General features: G+C 39.5%; 16 protein-coding genes. 14 read left to right on the top strand and 2 right to left on the bottom strand.

Annotated elements, in window-relative coordinates; genetic code table 11:
* Positions 1-81: 81 nt before the first annotated feature.
* Positions 82-1,194 (bottom strand): CdaR family transcriptional regulator, encoded by a 1,113-nt coding sequence (locus tag LKW28_RS16915; protein ID WP_229141555.1) that lies wholly within the window; start codon positions 1,192-1,194, stop codon positions 82-84.
* A 156-nt stretch (positions 1,195-1,350) separates the two neighbouring features.
* Here LKW28_RS16915 and mnmH point away from each other — a divergent pair, with 156 nt between their 5' ends.
* The 11 genes from mnmH (at position 1,351) to LKW28_RS16860 (ending at position 16,057) form a co-directional block, all read left to right on the top strand.
* Entirely contained in the window at positions 1,351-2,406 is a 1,056-nt protein-coding gene (gene mnmH / locus LKW28_RS16910; RefSeq protein ID WP_229141554.1) for a tRNA 2-selenouridine(34) synthase MnmH, read from the top strand.
* A 299-nt stretch (positions 2,407-2,705) separates the two neighbouring features.
* Positions 2,706-4,076, top strand: coding sequence for an NAD(P)-dependent oxidoreductase (locus tag LKW28_RS16905; protein ID WP_229141553.1), 1,371 nt, complete (start codon positions 2,706-2,708; stop codon positions 4,074-4,076).
* Between the two features lie 28 nt (positions 4,077-4,104).
* The gene (gene preA, locus LKW28_RS16900) at positions 4,105-5,388 is read left to right on the top strand and encodes an NAD-dependent dihydropyrimidine dehydrogenase subunit PreA (protein ID WP_229141552.1); all 1,284 of its coding nucleotides are present in this window, start codon (positions 4,105-4,107) and stop codon (positions 5,386-5,388) included.
* Between the two features lie 24 nt (positions 5,389-5,412).
* Positions 5,413-6,831, top strand: coding sequence for a dihydropyrimidinase (hydA, locus tag LKW28_RS16895; protein ID WP_229141551.1), 1,419 nt, complete (start codon positions 5,413-5,415; stop codon positions 6,829-6,831).
* 200 nt (positions 6,832-7,031) lie between these two features.
* Positions 7,032-8,354: a solute carrier family 23 protein gene (locus LKW28_RS16890; RefSeq protein WP_229141549.1), complete on the top strand. Its 1,323-nt coding sequence runs from the start codon at positions 7,032-7,034 to the stop codon at positions 8,352-8,354.
* Positions 8,355-8,390: 36 nt separating this feature from the next.
* On the top strand, positions 8,391-8,603 hold the full coding sequence (locus LKW28_RS16885) for a hypothetical protein (protein WP_229141547.1): 213 nt from the start codon (positions 8,391-8,393) through the stop codon (positions 8,601-8,603).
* Between the two features lie 159 nt (positions 8,604-8,762).
* Positions 8,763-10,370, top strand: coding sequence for a PucR family transcriptional regulator (locus tag LKW28_RS16880; protein ID WP_229141545.1), 1,608 nt, complete (start codon positions 8,763-8,765; stop codon positions 10,368-10,370).
* Positions 10,371-10,543: 173 nt separating this feature from the next.
* Positions 10,544-12,010: a CoA-acylating methylmalonate-semialdehyde dehydrogenase gene (locus LKW28_RS16875; RefSeq protein ID WP_229141544.1), complete on the top strand. Its 1,467-nt coding sequence runs from the start codon at positions 10,544-10,546 to the stop codon at positions 12,008-12,010.
* A gap of 209 nt (positions 12,011-12,219) precedes the next feature.
* Positions 12,220-13,572, top strand: a complete 1,353-nt coding sequence (locus LKW28_RS16870) for an aspartate aminotransferase family protein (protein WP_229141543.1) — start codon at positions 12,220-12,222, stop codon at positions 13,570-13,572.
* Positions 13,573-13,667: 95 nt separating this feature from the next.
* On the top strand, positions 13,668-14,771 hold the full coding sequence (ald, locus tag LKW28_RS16865; protein WP_229141541.1) for an alanine dehydrogenase: 1,104 nt from the start codon (positions 13,668-13,670) through the stop codon (positions 14,769-14,771).
* Between the two features lie 35 nt (positions 14,772-14,806).
* Positions 14,807-16,057 (top strand): M20 family metallo-hydrolase, encoded by a 1,251-nt coding sequence (locus LKW28_RS16860; RefSeq protein WP_229141540.1) that lies wholly within the window; start codon positions 14,807-14,809, stop codon positions 16,055-16,057.
* Between the two features lie 222 nt (positions 16,058-16,279).
* Here LKW28_RS16860 and LKW28_RS16855 read toward each other — a convergent pair whose 3' ends face one another.
* Entirely contained in the window at positions 16,280-16,597 is a 318-nt protein-coding gene (locus LKW28_RS16855; RefSeq protein WP_229141538.1) for a hypothetical protein, read from the bottom strand.
* Positions 16,598-16,747: 150 nt separating this feature from the next.
* Between LKW28_RS16855 and LKW28_RS16850 the strand changes: the two genes are divergently transcribed.
* The 3 genes from LKW28_RS16850 to kynU are packed head-to-tail and all read left to right on the top strand — an operon-like array spanning position 16,748 to position 19,432.
* A complete protein-coding gene (locus LKW28_RS16850) occupies positions 16,748-16,948 on the top strand; it encodes a hypothetical protein (protein WP_229141536.1) in 201 nt (66 codons plus the stop codon).
* Positions 16,949-17,008: 60 nt separating this feature from the next.
* The gene (locus tag LKW28_RS16845) at positions 17,009-18,154 is read left to right on the top strand and encodes a GNAT family N-acetyltransferase (RefSeq protein ID WP_229141535.1); all 1,146 of its coding nucleotides are present in this window, start codon (positions 17,009-17,011) and stop codon (positions 18,152-18,154) included.
* A gap of 12 nt (positions 18,155-18,166) precedes the next feature.
* Positions 18,167-19,432: a kynureninase gene (gene kynU / locus LKW28_RS16840; RefSeq protein WP_229141533.1), complete on the top strand. Its 1,266-nt coding sequence runs from the start codon at positions 18,167-18,169 to the stop codon at positions 19,430-19,432.
* Positions 19,433-19,456: the final 24 nt, after the last annotated feature.

Genomic DNA, 19,456 nt, shown 5'->3' with positions numbered 1-19,456 from the left:
CCTCCAAAAAATCTTCTTACTATTAAGCATAAAAAAAAGCGGAAAAATCCGCTATGTAGAAACCTACAAATATTTATATTTTTATCTGGAAAATTTTATAGATTGATCTAAAAATAAGAGACCGAGATATAATGTTGTTAAATCAACAAAGCTTTTTGGATGGAGACCGGTTTTCTCTTCGATTTTATTAAAACGGTAGGAAAGGGTATTAACATGGATATGAAGTGACTCAGCTGTTTCTTTAATTGACTGATTTTGTTTAATATATTCAAGTAAGGTCTTTACTAATTCGGGATCATTCAGAAGTGTTATAACCGTACGTTTCGCAAATTCAGCTTGCACTTTGCCGCTTATTTCATGAACAAGCATCTCCAATTTTAATTCATCATCAAAGACAATAGAGGAATTTTTTTTAGCAATTTGAAGAGCCCGGTCGGCTTCATCATAAGACTGTTTAAGGAAATATCCAAAATCATTACTTCCTATTCCAAACGAAATTTGCACAGAAAAATGATGATCTAATTCCCTTTTTAATTTTTGTAGAAGGGTTTTTATTTGTTCCTTTGAGCGGTCAGCTAAAAGAAGGAGGAACCGTTCATTTCCCCATCTTACAAAAATATCATTTAATTTTAAAAATGAATGTTGTTTTATCCGTTTGGATATGTCCTGAAGCTGAATTTCTTTCTCACTTTTAATAAATCCTATTACTACGTGACGATCCACTTCAACATCGATTCCTAGATGCTCTGCGCGCCTATAAAATTCATTTAATTCATCCCCTAATTGAAGCCAATCAAAAACAAAGTTTTCGATGGCACGAGACTCCAATTCCATTTGCTCAGCGTAGTAGCTTTCTTGAATTAACAGCTCCGTCATTTTTTTCAAAAGCTCTCCATATGCGGAAACCTTTTCGGGATTCCCAGTTATCCCAATTACACCAACAACCTTATCCTTATAGACAATCGGTAAATTGATGCCTGCTTTTACACCTTTAAGGTCATTTTCCATATTCTTAGTGATTATCATTTTCTTTTTGTCACGGCTTGAAAGGAGTGCACCTTCGTGAAAGCTTCCAATTCGACTCATATCAGTGCTTGCAATAATCATTCCCGAGACATCGACAATAATAATATCCTCATCAATTAATCTGCGGACTTCTTTAATAATTTTTCTGGCAAGTGATGGTATTAGCAAAAAATAACCTCCGAGATCTTTGTTACATTTAATTTTATCATTTCAGAAGACTGTTGCAATTGTATATTTTGTGCGATATGAGTTTTTCTGTTTTATAATAGAGTTAGAGCAATGTGGACATAGTGTAAATAGACGCTTTTGAAGGGAAGAAAATAGATGTTTCAAGATATATCAGTTGATGATTTACGGGAATTGCGGAAAGAAAAGCCACTTGCAATTGTTGATGTGCGCTCACCTTCTGAATTTGCCGAATCCAATATACCTGGCAGTGTGAACATTCCGATTTTTACGGATGAAGAACGAGCAGAAATTGGCACGGTTTATAAGCAAGTCAGCCCAGATGCAGCAAAGGATAAAGGGCTTGAAATTGTATCGGCTAAGCTTCCGGACTTTATCAAAGAGTTTGCGAAACTCCCAGAGGAGGAAAAGGTTGTTTACTGCTGGCGCGGAGGAATGCGAAGTAAAACATCTGCAACCCTCATTGATTTAATGGGAATCAACGCAAAACGTTTAATCGGAGGAATTCGCGGGTATAGGTCCTGGGTAGTTGAAAAATTAGAAGAACTTGCGGAAGAATTCAAGCCTAAGTCCATTGTGATAAATGGATATACAGGCTCGGGAAAAACAAAAATTTTAACTGAACTTCAAGAAAAGGGCTATCCTGTTATTGATTTAGAAGGCATGGCAAACCACCGTGGATCGGTGTTTGGAATGATTGGTAAAAAGCCCCACAATCAAAAAGTATTTGATTTAATGTTTGTGGAGCGGGCACTTGAGTTAAAGCAATCTTCATATGTGCTGCTGGAGGCCGAAAGCAAACGGGTTGGCAGAGTGACTTTACCAGAGTTTTTACTAAAAATAAAAGAACAGGGATATCATATTTTTGTTGACCTGCCAATGGAAGAGCGGGTATTAAACATTTTAGAGGATTATCGCCCATGGGAATTTCCGAATGAATGTATGTCTGCTTTTCAACGAATCAAAAGAAGAATTCATACACCAATTGCAACACAGATTGAAAAAGATCTTGAGACAGGTGATTATAATTCTGCCATAAAATTACTATTGGAATATTATTATGACCCGAGGTATCACCATACGGCTGAACAAATATCAGAGGACCGAAGCACAGTTTTACATGTGAAAAATGCCGAAGAAGCCACACAATTAATCGAAGAATTTATTACCGGAACAATGGCCTCAATAAGATAACTTTAGAAGAGCGTAGATTTTGAAACCACAGTGTATGTGGTTCAAACTCTATCGCTCTTTTTTTACATTATGAGTGGTTCACAGCATATATCTTTTAACACTCTGTATAATGCAATCAATCTCTAAAAAAAGTAAAATAGACACAAAGTTCATACTTTTGGGACAATAATTCATGTTTTGGCAATAAATAGCAGTAAAACATGAATAGATTTGAAAACGCTTTCTATCTGTGAGTTTAAAAAATTGCAAATGAATGGCAATATAATTTGCGATTTTTACTATAAGAAGGAGGTAAATCTATGAGTCATTCAAACACAAGAATTTCATATCAGGATTTAAAAATGAACTTCACTGAAGTGAACCCTGCACTAACCAACCGAGAAGCTATTGAAGAATCCAATCGCTGCCTTTATTGCTATGATGCCCCCTGTATAACTGCATGCCCTACCGGAATTGACATTCCTGCTTTTATCAAAAAGATTGCTTCTGGAAACCTAAAAGGATCAGCAAAAACCATTATGACGTCCAACCCCATCGGAGCAAGCTGTGCCCGCGTTTGCCCAACAGAGGAACTTTGCGAGGGGGCTTGTGTCTTAAATCATTCTACAAGGCCAATTATGATAGGTAATTTACAAAGATATGCAACAGACTGGGCAATTCGCAATGAACAGGTGCTTTTTGAACCGGGGAAGAAGAATGGAAAAACAGTTGCCATTATTGGAGGCGGCCCAGCTGGACTTTCAGCTGCCCGGGAACTAGGTTTACTCGGCTATGATGTAACTATTTTTGAAGCAGCAGAAAAGGCTGGTGGCCTAAACACATATGGAATTGTTTCTTTTAGACTACCGCAGGAAATTTCATTCTGGGAGGTAAAGCAGGTAGAAAGTGTAGATGTAAAAATACGAACGAATACTAGAGTAGGAAAGGATATCTCAGTTGATGAAATTCTGGAAAACTTCAATGCTGTTATTCTAGCGATAGGAATGTCAAAGGTTCCTTCGCTTGGTATTGAAGGAGAAAATTTAGAGGGAGTATATGATGCAATCGATTTTGTAAGAGAAACAAAAACCAAGCCTATATCAGACCGATTCTTAGGAAAAAGGGTTGTTGTGATAGGTGCAGGGAATACAGCAATTGATGGCGCTACTTGTTCAGTCAGGTTAGGGGCTGAAAATGTAAAAATCCTTTATAGAAGAACGATTGATGAAATGACTGCGTATGATTTCGAATATGAATTCGCCAAACAGGACGGGGTCGAATTTAGATGGCTAACAGCACCTAAAAAAATTATTGGGGACGAACAAGGTCGAGTTAAAGCGATAGAATGTATCAAAATGGAGCTTGGTGAGGCTGGAGAAGATGGCAGAAGACGACCTGTACCAGTTGAGGGCTCCGAGTTCATTTTAGAGGTCGATGCGGTAATTAAAGCAATTGGACAGACCAGATATACAGAACTTATTGAACAATTCGGCCTTAAACATGACGGTGGCGTCGTAAAAATCGATCCCGAGACTCTCCATACATCCAATAAAAAAGTATTCGCATGTGGTGATGTGATTTTTGGAAAGGGGCAAGGTGAAGCAATGGTTGTGTCAGCTGCACAGCAGGGCAAGGATGCGGCATATGCCATTCATAAGGCAATGTTCGGTGCAGTTACTGAATTTGCATAAAAATCATAAGGTAAAAGGAGGTTTATGAATGGCGGATTTACGAATTAATCTAGCAGGTATAAAATCCCCTAATCCGTTTTGGTTAGCATCTGCTCCTCCAACGAACTCCGGTTATCAAGTTCAACGTGCATTTGATGCAGGATGGGGTGGAGCGGTGTGGAAGACATTAGGTGACCCCATTTTAAATGTAACATCACGATTTGGTGCGGTTAGTTTTAATGGGCAACGAGTAGCCGGCTTTAACAATATTGAATTAATCTCTGATCGTCCACTAGAGGTGAACTTAAAAGAAATCAAAGAAACTAAAAAGCTCTTTCCAAACCATACAATCATTGCTTCATTAATGGTCGAGCCCAAACAAGAAAAATGGCATGAAATTGTAAAAAGAGTCGAAGAAGTGGGCGTGGATGGATTAGAGCTCAATTTTGGGTGTCCGCATGGAATGGCCGAACGGGGGATGGGTTCAGCATCTGGGCAGGTGCCCTCACTTGTAGAACAACAAACCTATTGGGTAAAGGAAGTAGCGCAAACACCAGTCATCGTAAAGCTAACACCTAATATTACGGATATCACAGCTACTGCAGAGGCTGCCACTCGCGGTGGTGCTGATGCAATTAGCATGATTAATACAATTAATAGTTTAGCAGGCGTAGATTTGGATACGTGGAATACCATCCCGCATGTAGGAGGTAAGGGAGCACACGGCGGATATTGCGGTCCTGCGGTAAAACCAATCGCGTTAAATATGGTTGCTGAATGTGCAAGAAGTCCTCATATCAATATACCGATTTCTGGCATTGGCGGAATTTCAACCTGGCAGGATGCGGTTGAATATATGCTGATGGGTGCATCTGGGGTACAGGTGTGCACAGCGGCCATGCATCATGGCTTTCGAATTGTGGAGGACATGATTGAAGGGTTAGATCATTATCTAGAACAAAAAGGGATTGCTTCTGTCATGGACATCGTTGGAAAGACTGTTCCTAAATATTCAGACTGGGGTGACCTTGACCTTAATTATAAAATCGTTGCCCGTATCAATAATGATGTTTGTATCAATTGTAATAAATGCCATATTGCATGCGAAGATACTTCACACCAATGTATCGATATGCTTAAGGACGGAAATGGCTACAACATCCTTAAGGTTAGAGAGGAAGACTGTGTGGGTTGTAACCTATGCTCAATCGTATGTCCGGTTGATGGAGCAATTGATATGGTTGAAATCCCAAGCGGGTTACCGCCAATGACTTGGAATGAGCGTCAGGCAGCACTAGGTGCAGCCAGTTGTAAGATAGACTCAGTAAAGTAAATGTATTTCTTGGGGAGGGCTAAGATGAAGAAAATCATTAAAAATGGAATCATTGTGACAGCAACTGATACGTTTCAAGCAGAAATTCTTGTGGAAAATGGTGTAATCAGTCAAATCGGGTTGAATCTTCCGACTGAGGGTGCAGAGGTAGTTGATGCAAAAGGTTGCTATGTTTTTCCGGGCGGAATTGATCCCCATACCCATCTAGAAATGCCTTTCGGGGGTACAGTAACAAAAGATGATTTTGAAACCGGTACAATTGCTGCTGCCTTTGGAGGAACTACAACTGTAATTGATTTTTGCTTATCCAACAAAGGAGAGCCACTAAAAGATGCTATTCAAACATGGCATGGGAAATCGAAAGACAAAGCAGTGATTGACTATGGATTTCACCTATCAATTGGGGAAGTAACAGATGCTGTATTAAATGAGCTTCCAACTGTGATTGAAAATGAAGGGATCACATCCTTTAAGGTATTTATGGCTTATAAATATGTTCTTCAGGCAGATGATGAAACTTTATTTAAAACATTAGTTGCGGCTAAAGATTTGGGTGCCCTCGTTATGGTTCACGCAGAAAATGGAGACGTCATTGATTATCTTGTGAAAAAGGCTCTAAGTGAAGGAAATACGGATCCCATCTATCATGCTTTAACACGGCCACAAGAGATTGAAGGCGAGGCAACGGAAAGGGCTGCGACCTTTGCTGGTCTTGCGAATTCACAGCTATATGTCGTTCATGTTACTTGTGCAGATGCAGTGAAAGCCATTACGGAAGCAAGAGAAAAGGGCTTTGATGTGTGGGGAGAAACCTGTCCGCAATATTTAGTACTTGATCAATCTTATCTGGAAAAACCAAATTTTGAAGGCGCTAAATACGTTTGGTCACCGCCATTGCGTGAAAAATGGAACCAAGATGTATTATGGAATGCACTCCGAACAGGACAGCTTCAAACCTTTGGTTCGGATCAATGTTCATTTGATTTTAAAGGGCAAAAAGAGCTTGGAGCAGGTGATTTTTCAAAAATTCCAAATGGAGGACCAATGATTGAGGATCGCTTAACCGTTCTTTTCTCAGAAGGTGTCAAAAAAGGAAGAATTACATTGAATCAGTTTGTTGACTTAACATCTACCAAAGTTGCAAAGCTGTTTGGCTTGTATCCGAAGAAGGGAACGATAGCGGTCGGAGCAGACGCAGATATTGTGATTTTTGATCCTAATATAGAACGAACAATCTCGGCCGAAACACATCATATGGCTGTCGATTACAGTGCATTTGAAGGTATGAAATTTACCGGTGAACCCGTCTCTGTTCTTTCAAGAGGAGAATTTGTTGTCCGTGATAAACAATTTGTTGGAAAAATTGGTGCGGGTCAATTTATTAAACGTGCAAAATACGGTGAAAATTATGAAATAGTAAAGGATCAAACAGCCACCATGTGAGTCAAGAAGAAGGAAGGAGGGGTAGAAACTCCTTCCTTCTTTTAAGAAAAGGAAAAGAGGTGAACCTTACGTCTCCATATTTCTGAATATTGGAAATATTTTTAGAGGAAGGGTGATGTCATTTAAAACTGTAATGCTTCGATGTCTCCAGATTAAAAGTTTTGGATATTTTGGCAAAACCAAATAAAGGGGGATTAGGAATGAGCGGTGTAGATTCGAAAAAGGTAGTCCTGGATATACATGAGACTCCGCCACCAGGAAAGTTTATGGTATTAAGTATCCAGCATTTGTTCGCTATGTTCGGTGCAACCATCTTAGTTCCGTATCTTGTTGGCTTAAGTCCGGGTGTAGCCCTAATTTCAAGTGGAGTAGGTACAATCACTTTTCTTATTATTACGAAGGGGCAGGTTCCTGCATATGTTGGTTCCTCATTTGCATTTATTGCGCCAATTATTGCCGCAACCGCAGCTGATGGTCCAGGTGCAGCCATGATTGGAAGCTTTTTGGCAGGTCTTGTATACGGGATTGTTGCTTTAGCCATTAAAGCAACTGGCCATAAATGGTTGATTAAATTACTGCCCCCAGTTGTTGTTGGACCCGTCATCATTGTAATCGGTCTTAGCCTTGCACCAACAGCAGTCGGTATGGCGATGAATAATGCGAATGGTGAATATAGTCTTCTTCACTTTTCAGTTGCATTAGTAACCTTATTAATTGTGATTTTAAGCTCTATTTTACTTAAAGGCTTTTTAAATCTAATTCCTGTATTGATTGGAATTGTTGGAGGATATATTTATGCTGCCATTGTTGGACTGGTTGATTTATCTGGTGTAAAGTCCGCGAATATTTTCGAAATGCCTGACTTTCTATTTCCATTTGTTCATTATTCCCCTGGCATCACATTAAGTATTATTGCTTTAATGGTTCCTGTTTCAATCGTTACATTATCTGAGCATATTGGCCATCAAATGGTATTAAGTAAGGTCGTTCATAAAGATTTAATTCAAAGACCTGGTCTGCACCGTTCAATTATGGGAGATGGTCTTGCCACAATGCTAGCAGCATTAATGGGTGGACCGCCAAATACAACCTACGGAGAAAATATTGGCGTTTTAGCCATTACGAGAGTATATAGTGTTTTTGTTATCGGCGGAGCAGCTGTGTTTGCAATCCTGTTTGGGTTTATCGGTAAAATTACGGCACTTATTAGCTCAATCCCAACAGCAGTAATGGGTGGAATCTCGCTTTTATTATTTGGAATCATCGCTGCCTCGGGATTACGGATGCTCGTTGATAGTAAAGTAGATTTAGATGATAAGCGAAACCTGATTATTTCTTCAGTCATTCTAGTTGTTGGAATTGGCGGGGCGGTCATGAAGTTTTCAGCGAACTTTGAAATTCATGGGATGGCATTATCAGCCATTTTGGGAGTTCTCTTAAATTGGGCCATACCTGGAGGGTCCGTTGATGATCAAGTCAATATGTATGAGGTTGAGCTTGATCAGAAAACTACTTCACAATAATAAATTAGTTCTGTGATGAAAAGGAGTTGTTCATACATGTCAGAATACCAAATCTTTTTACAAGAGAGGGACAAAATAGACTTTTTAATTCAAAAAGGTTGTAAAATGACGAATATAATCGAAAACCTTAGTGGCGCATTCGTAGATTTTGAGAATACAGACGAAAAAGAGACATTACACATTGTTACACCAGAAGGTCGAAAGTATTTTGCAGTGATGCTTATCAAACAACAAAAGGAAGGGGCATAAATAAAAATTGTATTTTGCCGGCAGCCCTATCAACGTGGCGTCGGCTTTTTCTTTTTTAAATAGTATATATAGAAAAATGTTTGGAAAAACACTCCTTTAATAGCAGATTATAGCGTATAATTAATGTAGTCTGAAAATTCAATATAGGAGAGTTGCAGATTGAAATCATCTATTACCGTGGAAGATATTTTATGTAGAAGGCATTTTGAAAGCAGTAAAGTAATTGCGGGTATGGAAGGACTCGGGCGACAAGTAAAATGGGTACACGTCGTTGAAGTGACAAATATTCGAAATCTCTTAAATGGAAATGAACTAATTCTTTCAACAGGTGTTGCCTGGAGGGACAATAAGGAGAAATTCATCTCAGTCATTGAGCAATTAATTGATTCACAGGCAGCAGGAATCTGTATTGAATTAGGAATTTACACCTCATCAATCCCACCAGAAATAATTGACATCGCAAATAAGTCCCAATTTCCAATCATCTTATTTTTAAAAGAAGTACAGTTTGTTGAAATTACACAAGACATCCATGGACTCTTAATTAACCGCCAATATCAAATGATAACCAATCTTGAAAACTATTCACAAGCATTAAATAAAAGATTATTATCAATCGAACATTATATTGAAATACTGCATTTTATAAGAAGTTACCTCCAAGTTCAAGTAATCATCCTCTTTAATAATAATGAAACTCAATTTACTCCAGAAGCTGCCGAACAAAAAAGAATGAAACTGCTAGATTTAGTGAGGGCCAAGTCAGAAGATTCTACCAGTATCGCAAAAATCACCATCCATCTGTTAGGGGAAAGCTACGCAGAATTGGTGATTATCTCAGAGGAAAGAGAATTAACCGAATTTGACCATCTTATCTTAGACCGAACAGCCACTGCACTAGCACAGCTTTTTCTTCGCAATCTTTATGTCGAAGAAAAGCAGCGGGTGGAAGCCACTGAGTGGATTAATGATTGGTTAGAAGGTGAACAAAGCGAAGAGTCAATCAATGAATATTTAGCTATGACCTCGACAAGTCAACCAAAAGGAGCCATTGTTTGTCTTTGTAAGATAGATCCAATCGGTGAGTATTCAACAAGCGATTTAACGTATTATAAAATGTTTTTGCGGGCCATTTTTGAACAGCAGGGCTTTACACTTTTTGTTGCTGAAAAAAGAAATACAATTGTTTTAATTATTATTAATGAAAGAAACCCCTCGACGTGGAAAGAGCGAGTTCAAGAGGGACTCCAAAGATTATCAAACTCCGACTTACACCGGAGAAATAAAAAAGCTCAACCAGAATTCGGAATTGGAAAATTTGTGGAAAAATTAACAGATGTACATAAAAGCTACCAAACCGCTTTAGAAACCATTCGGATTCAAAATCGAATGTCAATTCCAGCACAGAGCTATTTTTATGACGATTTACATATTTTCCGGCTTATTTCATTGCTTCATCGTCATATAGATTTACAGGAAGTGGTTCTGGAGTATTTAGAACCGGTTATTGCCTATGATAAAAAATACAATGGAAAGCTGATGGAAACGCTGAAAACCTATTTATCCTGCAACGGCTCAAAGCAAGAAACGGCAAACCGCTTGTTTGTTGTAAGGCAAACATTATATCACCGTATTCAAAAGCTGGAAAAACTATTAGGCTCAGATTTTATGAGTCACGAGAAACGACTTGCGATTGAGTTTATGATTTTATCGTATGAATTTTTAGTTTCATCAAAACAATTGAAAGAAAAAAGAGAAATACATTAGCCCGCAGGATTTTAGTGGACTTTTTAGGTAAATAGTATCAATCAAAATGTGGAAAAATTACAAGCAGTTATTTTACAGAATGTCTAATGAAAGCACTTTCAACATGAGAGATAATTGACCCATAGGTTAAGAGTTTCGAACAGTGCCATTTCCAAAAGGAGGCTGTACAAAATATGACCGTTGTCAAAAATGAAACAGTTGTACTAAAAAACTATATTAATGGAGAATGGGTGGATGCACTTGGGACTGAGACACTTGAGGTTCCAAATCCTGCAACAAAAGAAACATTAGTACATGTGCCACTTTCTTCAAAAGAAGATGTAGATCTGGCTGTAAAAGCAGCTAGAGAGGCATTTAAATCCTGGAAAAAGACTCCCGTCCCAAAGCGGGCTAGGATCCTATACAAATATCACTATTTACTAACAGAGAATCACGAAAAATTAGCAAGACTCGTTGTCCAGGAAAACGGTAAAGCCTATAAAGAGGCATATGGTGAAGTTTTACGCGGAATCGAATGTGTCGAATTTGCAGCAGGTGCGCCGACCTTAATGATGGGTGAGACATTATCTAATATTGCTGAGGATATTGACTCGGAAATGTTCCGCTACCCATTGGGAGTAGTGGGCGGTATTACTCCATTCAATTTCCCGATGATGGTCCCAATGTGGATGTTCCCATTAGCCATTGCATGCGGAAATACATTCGTATTAAAGCCGTCTGAACGGACACCCATTCTTGCAAATGAACTCGCACGTTTATTTACAGAAGCGGGTGGACCAAATGGCGTATTAAATGTTGTTCATGGTGCTCATGATGTGGTAAATGGTTTGTTAGATCATCCAAATGTAAATGCAATTTCATTTGTAGGTTCACAACCAGTTGCCAAATATGTGTATGAACGTGCAGCAGCTCAAGGGAAGCGCGTTCAAGCTCTATCGGGTGCGAAAAACCATCATATTGTCATGCCAGATGCTGATATGGAAAAAGCGGTAGCCAATATTATCAGCTCTACATTCGGCAGTGCGGGACAACGTTGTATGGCTTGTAGTGCTGTTGTTGTTGTGGGAGACAATGAAAAATTTGTTTCTGCGCTCACAAATGCTGCTGATAAGCTAACAATCGGGAATGGAATGGATGATGAAGTGCTTTTAACACCGGTCATCCGTGAGTCACACCTTAATAAGGTTCTAGGTTTTTTGGAAAAAGGGCTTGAAGAAGGGGCGACACTCCTTAGAGATGGAAGAAAAGAAATGGATGAAATGCCAGAAGGAAACTTTTTAGGACCCACTATTTTTGACCATGTTACGCCGGATATGACAATTGCAAAGGAGGAAATCTTTGCTCCTGTTTTAAGTCTTTTACGTGCAAAGGATTTAGATGAAGGCCTTGATTATATTCAAAAGTCGCGTTTCGGAAATGGCGCTACTATCTATACAAAGGATGCAAGGGCAATCAGACAATTTAGAGAAGAAGCAGAAGCAGGAATGCTTGGTATTAATGTTGGCGTACCAGCAACCATGGCCTTTTTTCCGTTTTCTGGTTGGAAGGATTCCTTCTACGGGGATCTTCATGTAAATGGTAAGGATGGGGTAAATTTTTATACCCGTAAAAAGATGATTACTTCTCGTTTCGACTATTAACTTCATTGATAAGGGGTAAAACCCCTATCAATGAAGTTAGCCTCCGGCGGATGGCACAGATTTTAAAAGGAAACTTTTCGAGCATAAGATCAAAGACTAAGAACGCCACTTCCTGTGCAACGTCTTTGTGACCCACTTCGTGTGGGCCTAAAAAATCTGGGCGCAAATACGCCTAGGGCGAATTTGATTAATGAAGGAGGAAAGGCGGTATGACGAAGGTTACACATGGGGAGGATCTGTTAACAAAGGATAAGGATTATATATGGCATTCGATGAAGCCATATAATCCAAATTCAACTCTTGTGATTAAAAAGGCAGAAGGATCATGGGTAACAGATCATAATGGGAAGCGATATCTTGATGGAATGTCTGGACTTTGGTGTGTCAATGTGGGGTATGGACGAAAGGAACTTGCTGAAGCTGCTCATGAGCAGCTTAAGGAAATGGCATATTATCCATTAACCCAAAGTCATGAACCTGCGATAAAACTTGCAGAAAAGTTAAATGAAATGCTCGGAGACAAGTATGTTATTTTCTTCTCAAATAGTGGTTCGGAAGCGAATGAAACGGCTTTTAAACTAGTGAGGCAGTACCACCAACAAAAGGGAGAACACTCCCGTTACAAATTTATTTCACGTTATCGTGCCTATCATGGTAATTCAATGGGTTCCCTTGCTGCAACAGGTCAAGCGCAGCGAAAATATAAATATGAACCACTTGCACCTGGATTTCTTCATGTAGCACCACCTGATTTATACCGTTCAGAGGAAAAAACAGATACAAAGGCTTCGGAATTACAGTCAGTAAAAGATGTCGACCGTGTAATGACCTGGGAACTCAGCGAAACGATAGCAGGGGTAATCATGGAACCAATTATTACTGGTGGTGGTGTCATCGTTCCACCTGATGAATACATGGCAGGAGTAAAGGAAGTATGCGAAAAACACGGTGCACTGCTAATTGTTGATGAGGTCATTTGCGGATTCGGACGTACCGGTAAAGCATTTGGTTTTATGAACTATGGGATAAAACCGGACATCATTACAATGGCGAAGGGCATTACTAGTGCGTATCTTCCATTATCTGCAACTGCCGTTAAAAAAGAAATATACGAAGCATTTAGCGGATCTGAAGAATACGATTATTTCCGCCATATTAATACATTCGGCGGAAATCCCGCTGCATGTGCATTAGCACTTAAAAACCTGGAAATTATGGAAAATGAAAAGCTTTTTGAGCGCTCAGGGGAGCTTGGAAACAAATTAATGGAAGGCTTCACTGAAGCTTTAGCGGACCATCCAAATGTAGGGGATATTAGGGGAAAAGGTTTATTGATTGGAATCGAACTAGTCACCGATAAGCAAACGAAGGAGCCACTTGAAGTTGGCAAAGTAAATAAAGTCATCGCCGGATGTCTCCAAAAGGGTCTTATTATTGGAAAAAATGGGGCAACAGTTGCAGGGTACAATAATGTGTTAACCCTTGCTCCGCCGCTTTCCATTTCCAAGGAAGACTTAGATTTTGTCCTAAGAACCGTCATTGAAGAAATTCAAGCATTGTAAACAACTGTACATCCAACACTCGTAGTCTACTTGCTTCATAAAAATGGATTACGGGTGTTTTTCCCAAGAATATTGAAATAGAAAGGTAGATGGAGATGAGGATTGGAGTACCGAAGGAAATTAAAAACAATGAAAATCGTGTCGCTCTAACTCCAGCAGGTGTCTTACAATTGGTTCAACATAATAATGCGGTTTTTATTGAAACCGGTGCTGGTATAAACTCAGGATTTTTTGATGAACTTTATGTGGAAGCTGGAGCGACCATTGTCCAATCGGCTGCCGATGCCTGGGCTTGTGATATGGTGATTAAGGTAAAAGAGCCGATTCAAGAGGAATATCAGTATTTTTACGACGGGCTCATTCTTTTTACGTATTTGCATCTTGCGGCTGATCGAGAACTGACAATGGAATTGATACAAAGGAATGTTGTTGCGATTGCCTATGAAACAGTGCAATTAGAGGACAGAAGTTTGCCTTTACTGACTCCGATGAGCGAGGTGGCTGGTCGAATGGCTACTCAAATTGGCGCTTCATTTCTCGAAAAAACAAAAGGTGGAATAGGTGTTCTTCTTGGTGGAGTACCTGGGGTAAATCGAGGAAAAGTGACAATTATTGGTGGCGGAGTCGTTGGTATGAACGCTGCAAAGATTGCAGCGGGTCTGGGGGCACAAGTATCGCTTTTAGATGTTAATCCTGCAAGATTACGAGAACTAGATGATATATTCGGAAATTCCATCACAACGATCATGTCGAATCCTTATACGATTGGTCAAGCGGTGGCTGAATCAGACCTTGTCATTGGTGCGGTATTGATTCCAGGTGCTAAAGCACCGAAGCTAGTGACAGATGAAATGGTTCGGCTAATGGAGGAAGGGTCAGTTATTGTGGATGTGGCAATTGATCAGGGCGGTATTTTTGAAACAGCTACCCATGTTACCACACATGCAAATCCTACATATACGAAACATGGAGTCGTTCATTATGCTGTGGGGAATATGCCTGGTGCTGTTCCAAGAACATCTACTATGGCACTCACCAATGTAACGGTCCCTTATATTCTTCAGATTGCGAATAAGGGATATGAACGTGCTTTTGCAGAAAATAGATCCTTGCAAAAAGGACTAAATGTAATCGGTGGAAAGATCGTATATGATGGAGTTGCCAAAGCGCATAAACTGCCGTATAAAACCACTATTTAACTTATGTACATTCGATTTAATAGGAGGCTGATTCGATGAATGTCCAAACTCTAACCATTAATAAGGAGCGGCTTGAGGAAAGAATAACTGAGTTATCGAAAATTGGGAAAATCGGTGAAACGGGAGTATGTCGCCTCACTCTTTCGAAGGAAGATAGGCAAGCTGTCGTAACTGTGAAGGGCTGGATGGAGGAAGCGGGATTAACCGCAAGAATCGATCATTTTGGAAACTTAATTGGCAGAATGGAAGGAAAAAATCCGGATGAACCAATTTTAATGCTCGGCTCGCATATCGATTCACAGCCCTATGGTGGAAGATTTGACGGAACAATTGGTGTATTAGGAGCACTAGAGGTGGTTCAAACGTTGAAAGAGAATCAAATTGTCCCAAATCGCCCCATTGAGGTAATTGCTTTTTCTGATGAAGAAGGATGCCGTTTTAATAAAGGGTTATTTGGAGTAAGAGGAATACTGGGAAAGCTTGAAGAAGGTGAGTTAGAACGTAAAGATAAAAATGGGATTTCAAGAAGAGAGGCGCTAATCGAATTTGGATGTGATCCTTCAAAACTGAAAGAATCAGAATATCCAAAAGGAAGCATTGGCTCGTTCCTAGAATTGCACATTGAACAGGGACCAGTCCTTGAAAATTTGAATAAACCTGTTGGCATTGTAACCGGGATTTCCGGCCCGCTATGGTTAACAGTTGAGTTAGAGGGCTTTGCTGGGCATGCGGGGTCTGTTCCAATGCCAATGAGGAAGGATGCCCTCGTTGGCGCAGCAAAAATCATCGTTGCTCTTAATGAGATCGCAAGCGAAGATCCTAGTGCTCCAACTGTCGGAACTGTCGGAAGTTTACGAGTTTTTCCGGATTCGCGCAACATCATTCCAGAAAAAGTAAGCTTCACGGTGGACTTACGAGATATTGATCTTAATAGACGGCATAAGCTTGAAGCTAAATTACGGGCAAAGATCAAAGAAATTACCGATGAACACCAGCTGCATTGTAAAATTACCGAGGATACAAATAGCGAACCGCGTTATTGCGCAAAGAGAATCAAAGAAATTATGCGTCAGGAAATTCAAGATATCGGGTTGGAACCAATGGAATTAATGAGTGGCCCATTTCACGATTCACTAGCAATGTCCTATGAATGTGAATATGGCATGGTATTCGTACGATGCAAGGATGGAATCAGTCATAATCCAAAGGAATTCTCAACCATTGAAGATATCTCGCTGGGAACTGAGCTTCTGTATCGCACTACTGTAAAAATGGCATTGGAATAAAAAGAAAAACGAATGTAGAAAATCTCCTACATTCGTTTTTTATATTTGTCTTGCTCCAGATCTTTTCTTTTTTTATTTATTTGAAAAAAAGTCTTTAAAGGCCTGGGTTATTTCAATTCCCTGAAAGATGAACAAACTAGTCACCGTTAACGAACATAATCCAATCATAATAAATCGAAACCACATATTCTTTCTCCTCCTTGATTTTTAAAATGTAAAAAATCAAAGAGTCTTTATCACATAATTCGACTGATAAAAAATGGGCGTTATCCATACAAATTTTCGATTGTATGGGTCCACATCAATGTTCTTAACCATCCCTTGGAGGACAATTAAAAACGAGGTGATGGAGAAGAGTACCCATGAAATCTTTAGTTTACCATCATCATGAAAAGAAGGGTTGTCGTACGAAACTCCACTAATGGTTAACGTATTTTCTTGAATATCTGATGATTTAAACGCATGGGAATGTGCGACTGTTGCAGAAAAGGACATGATCGCAACAAACATAATGATGGCAATGGCTATTCGTTTTCTCACTTTTTACCATCTCCCCATTGTTTAGTGTTACTATCATACAACGGATGAAACCAAAAATCTACAAAAATATTTTTACAAATATTGCGAAAAATCACATTTCGATTCCTGAGTAAGGGCAAATATGGTACCCTAAAAAGGGGAGGGGAAGAAATGAGCAAAAGTAAGAGAAATCTCCTTATTGCAATCATTGGGAGCCTTTTGATCGTAACATTTGGGGTTGTAAGAATACTAGAAATTAGAGCTGACCACAAAATAAACATCCAGATAGCGGAAAGCTGTATGGATAAGGGTGGAACAGTTGTTTATGAAGAGAAAAATATCTTCAGTCTTTCCGAGGTTAGTTGCGAGTAATTATGAATATGCATGATTTAGGATAGATTTTTTCATTATATAAAATGGAGTTGTTGGATGATGACAATTGAAAGAATTACTGAGGACCGATATATGGATTCCGTTCGTTTATCAGAATACGCGTTTCAGTACAAAGTACCTGAAGAACGGTTAGAAGCAAGCTTCCAAAATCTTAATAAACATCAAATCTATGGCATCTATGAAAATCATATGTTAGCAGCAAAGTTTCATCTAATCCCACTAACAACATACGTAGGTGACCAGTCTTTTAAAATGGGTGGAATTGCAGGTGTCGCAACATATCCGGAATACCGCAGAAGAGGCTATGTGAAGGAATTGCTTACATATGCACTTGAAACAATGAAAACACAGGGTTTTACCGTGTCAATGCTGCATCCATTTGATGTTTCCTTTTATCGGAAATATGGATGGGAGCTATTTAGCAATCGTTTAAAGACGGTTCATCAGCGTTCTGATTTAAGTATGCTTGATCCGGCAGAAGGTTCAGTAAAACGTTACCTTTTTGAAAATGTGAATTTGGATGAACTTAAAGAGATTTATAAACAATATGCGACACAGTTCTCAGGAATGCTTGTACGCGAGGATGATTGGTGGAAGAGTGTGGTCGATGACCTAAATATCGCCATTTACTATGATGCTTCTGAGCAACCACTTGGGTATATTCTTTATGAATCAAAGGACAACAAGATGGTTGTTGAGGAGTTTGTCCCAGTTAATTTTGAAGCCCGTCGCGGCATGTGGAATTTTATTTGTCAGCATGACTCGATGATTTCAGAACTTGAAATGACAACCTACGAAAAAGAACCATTATTTTTTGCCTTAAAGAAACAAAAAACAGTGAAGCGTGAAGTTACCCCCTATTTTATGGTTCGAATTGTCGATATTGAATCATTTTTAACAAAATACAAATTTACTGGGAACGAAACAGTAAAGCTCCAAATTACAGACCCATTTGCAACATGGAATGAAAAAACATTCCTTGTAAAAGAGGGGGAGGTTCACGTTACGAACGAAACAGAAGGTGCACTTAAGCTTTCCATCAATGCATTATCAACCGCACTTTTCGGTCACAAGCGTCCGACTGAATTATTTGCAGCAGGTATGATAAACGGGGCTGAGAGCGAACTAGAAGCTTTTGAAAAATTGGTACCGAATCGCCTGGCATTTATGTACGATTTTTTTTAAGGGAGGAAATCCATGTTTTTTGAGCATGCCAGGAAACTAGATAGGGAAGATCCGCTAGCCATGTATCGAGGTGAATTTTATCTACAACCAAATACGATCTATATGGATGGGAACTCACTTGGTCTATTATCGAAGCGGGCAGAACAATCACTGCTTCATTCATTGGAGGACTGGAAGGAATTTGGGATTGATGGCTGGACAAAAGGGAGGCAACCGTGGTTTTATATGTCGGAAAAGGCAAGTGAACAACTTGCTCCACTTGTCGGTGCCTTCCCTGAAGAGGTGATTGTAACAGGCTCAACAACGGTTAATCTGCATCAGTTGGTTGCGACTTTTTATCAGCCAAAAGGGAAACGTACCAAGATTGTGGCGGATGAATTGAATTTTCCATCTGATATTTATGCTCTCCAAAGCCAGCTTCGGATTCACGGGTTAAATCCTGATGATCATCTTATTCGGGTCAAAAGTCGCGATGGTCGCTATTTGGCCGAAGACGACATCATTGAGACAATGACTGACGAAGTAGCCCTTGTGATTTTGCCATCGATTTTGTACCGAAGTGGTCAAATCTTGGATATGAAGTATCTGACAGCTGAAGCTCATAAACGCGGTATTTTAATTGGATTCGATGGCTGCCATTCAGTAGGCGCAATCCCTCATTCTTTTTCTGAATGGGAAGTAGACTTTGCTTTTTGGTGTAATTACAAGCATCTTAATGGAGGACCTGGTGCAGTGGCATGCTTGTATGTGAATCGCAAGCATTTTTCCGTGCTACCGGGACTTGCTGGTTGGTTTGGATCAAATAAAGAAAAGCAATTTGATATGGAGCATTCATTTTTGCCTGCGGATGGCGCCGGTGCTTTTCAAATCGGGACACCACATGTGCTAAGCTTGGCACCATTACTTGGTTCACTTGAAATATTTACAGAAGCGGGGATTGAACAAATACGGACTAAATCTCTATTATTGACGAATTTTTTAATTGAGCTTATTGATACAGAACTTGCGGGGTTCGGATTTACAATCGGCACACCACGTGAGTATCCTGTGAGGGGTGGGCATGTCGGTCTAGAGCATAAGGAAGCAGCACGAATTTGCAAGGCTCTAAAGGAAAATGGGGTTATTCCAGATTTTCGTGCGCCAAATATGATTCGACTAGCACCAGTTCCCCTTTATAATTCCTTCGAGGACGTTTGGAATGTCGTGCAAATGTTAAAAACAATAATGGACGAAAAGCAATACGTAAAATTTTCAAATGAGCGGGACGTCATAGCATAAGGTATACCAAATTTCGGTATACCT

The organism is Bacillus sp. REN16 (genome assembly GCF_020731355.1).
Lineage (GTDB): Bacteria > Bacillota > Bacilli > Bacillales > Bacillaceae_L > Ferdinandcohnia.
This window is presented reverse-complemented; position numbering and strand designations above follow the sequence as displayed.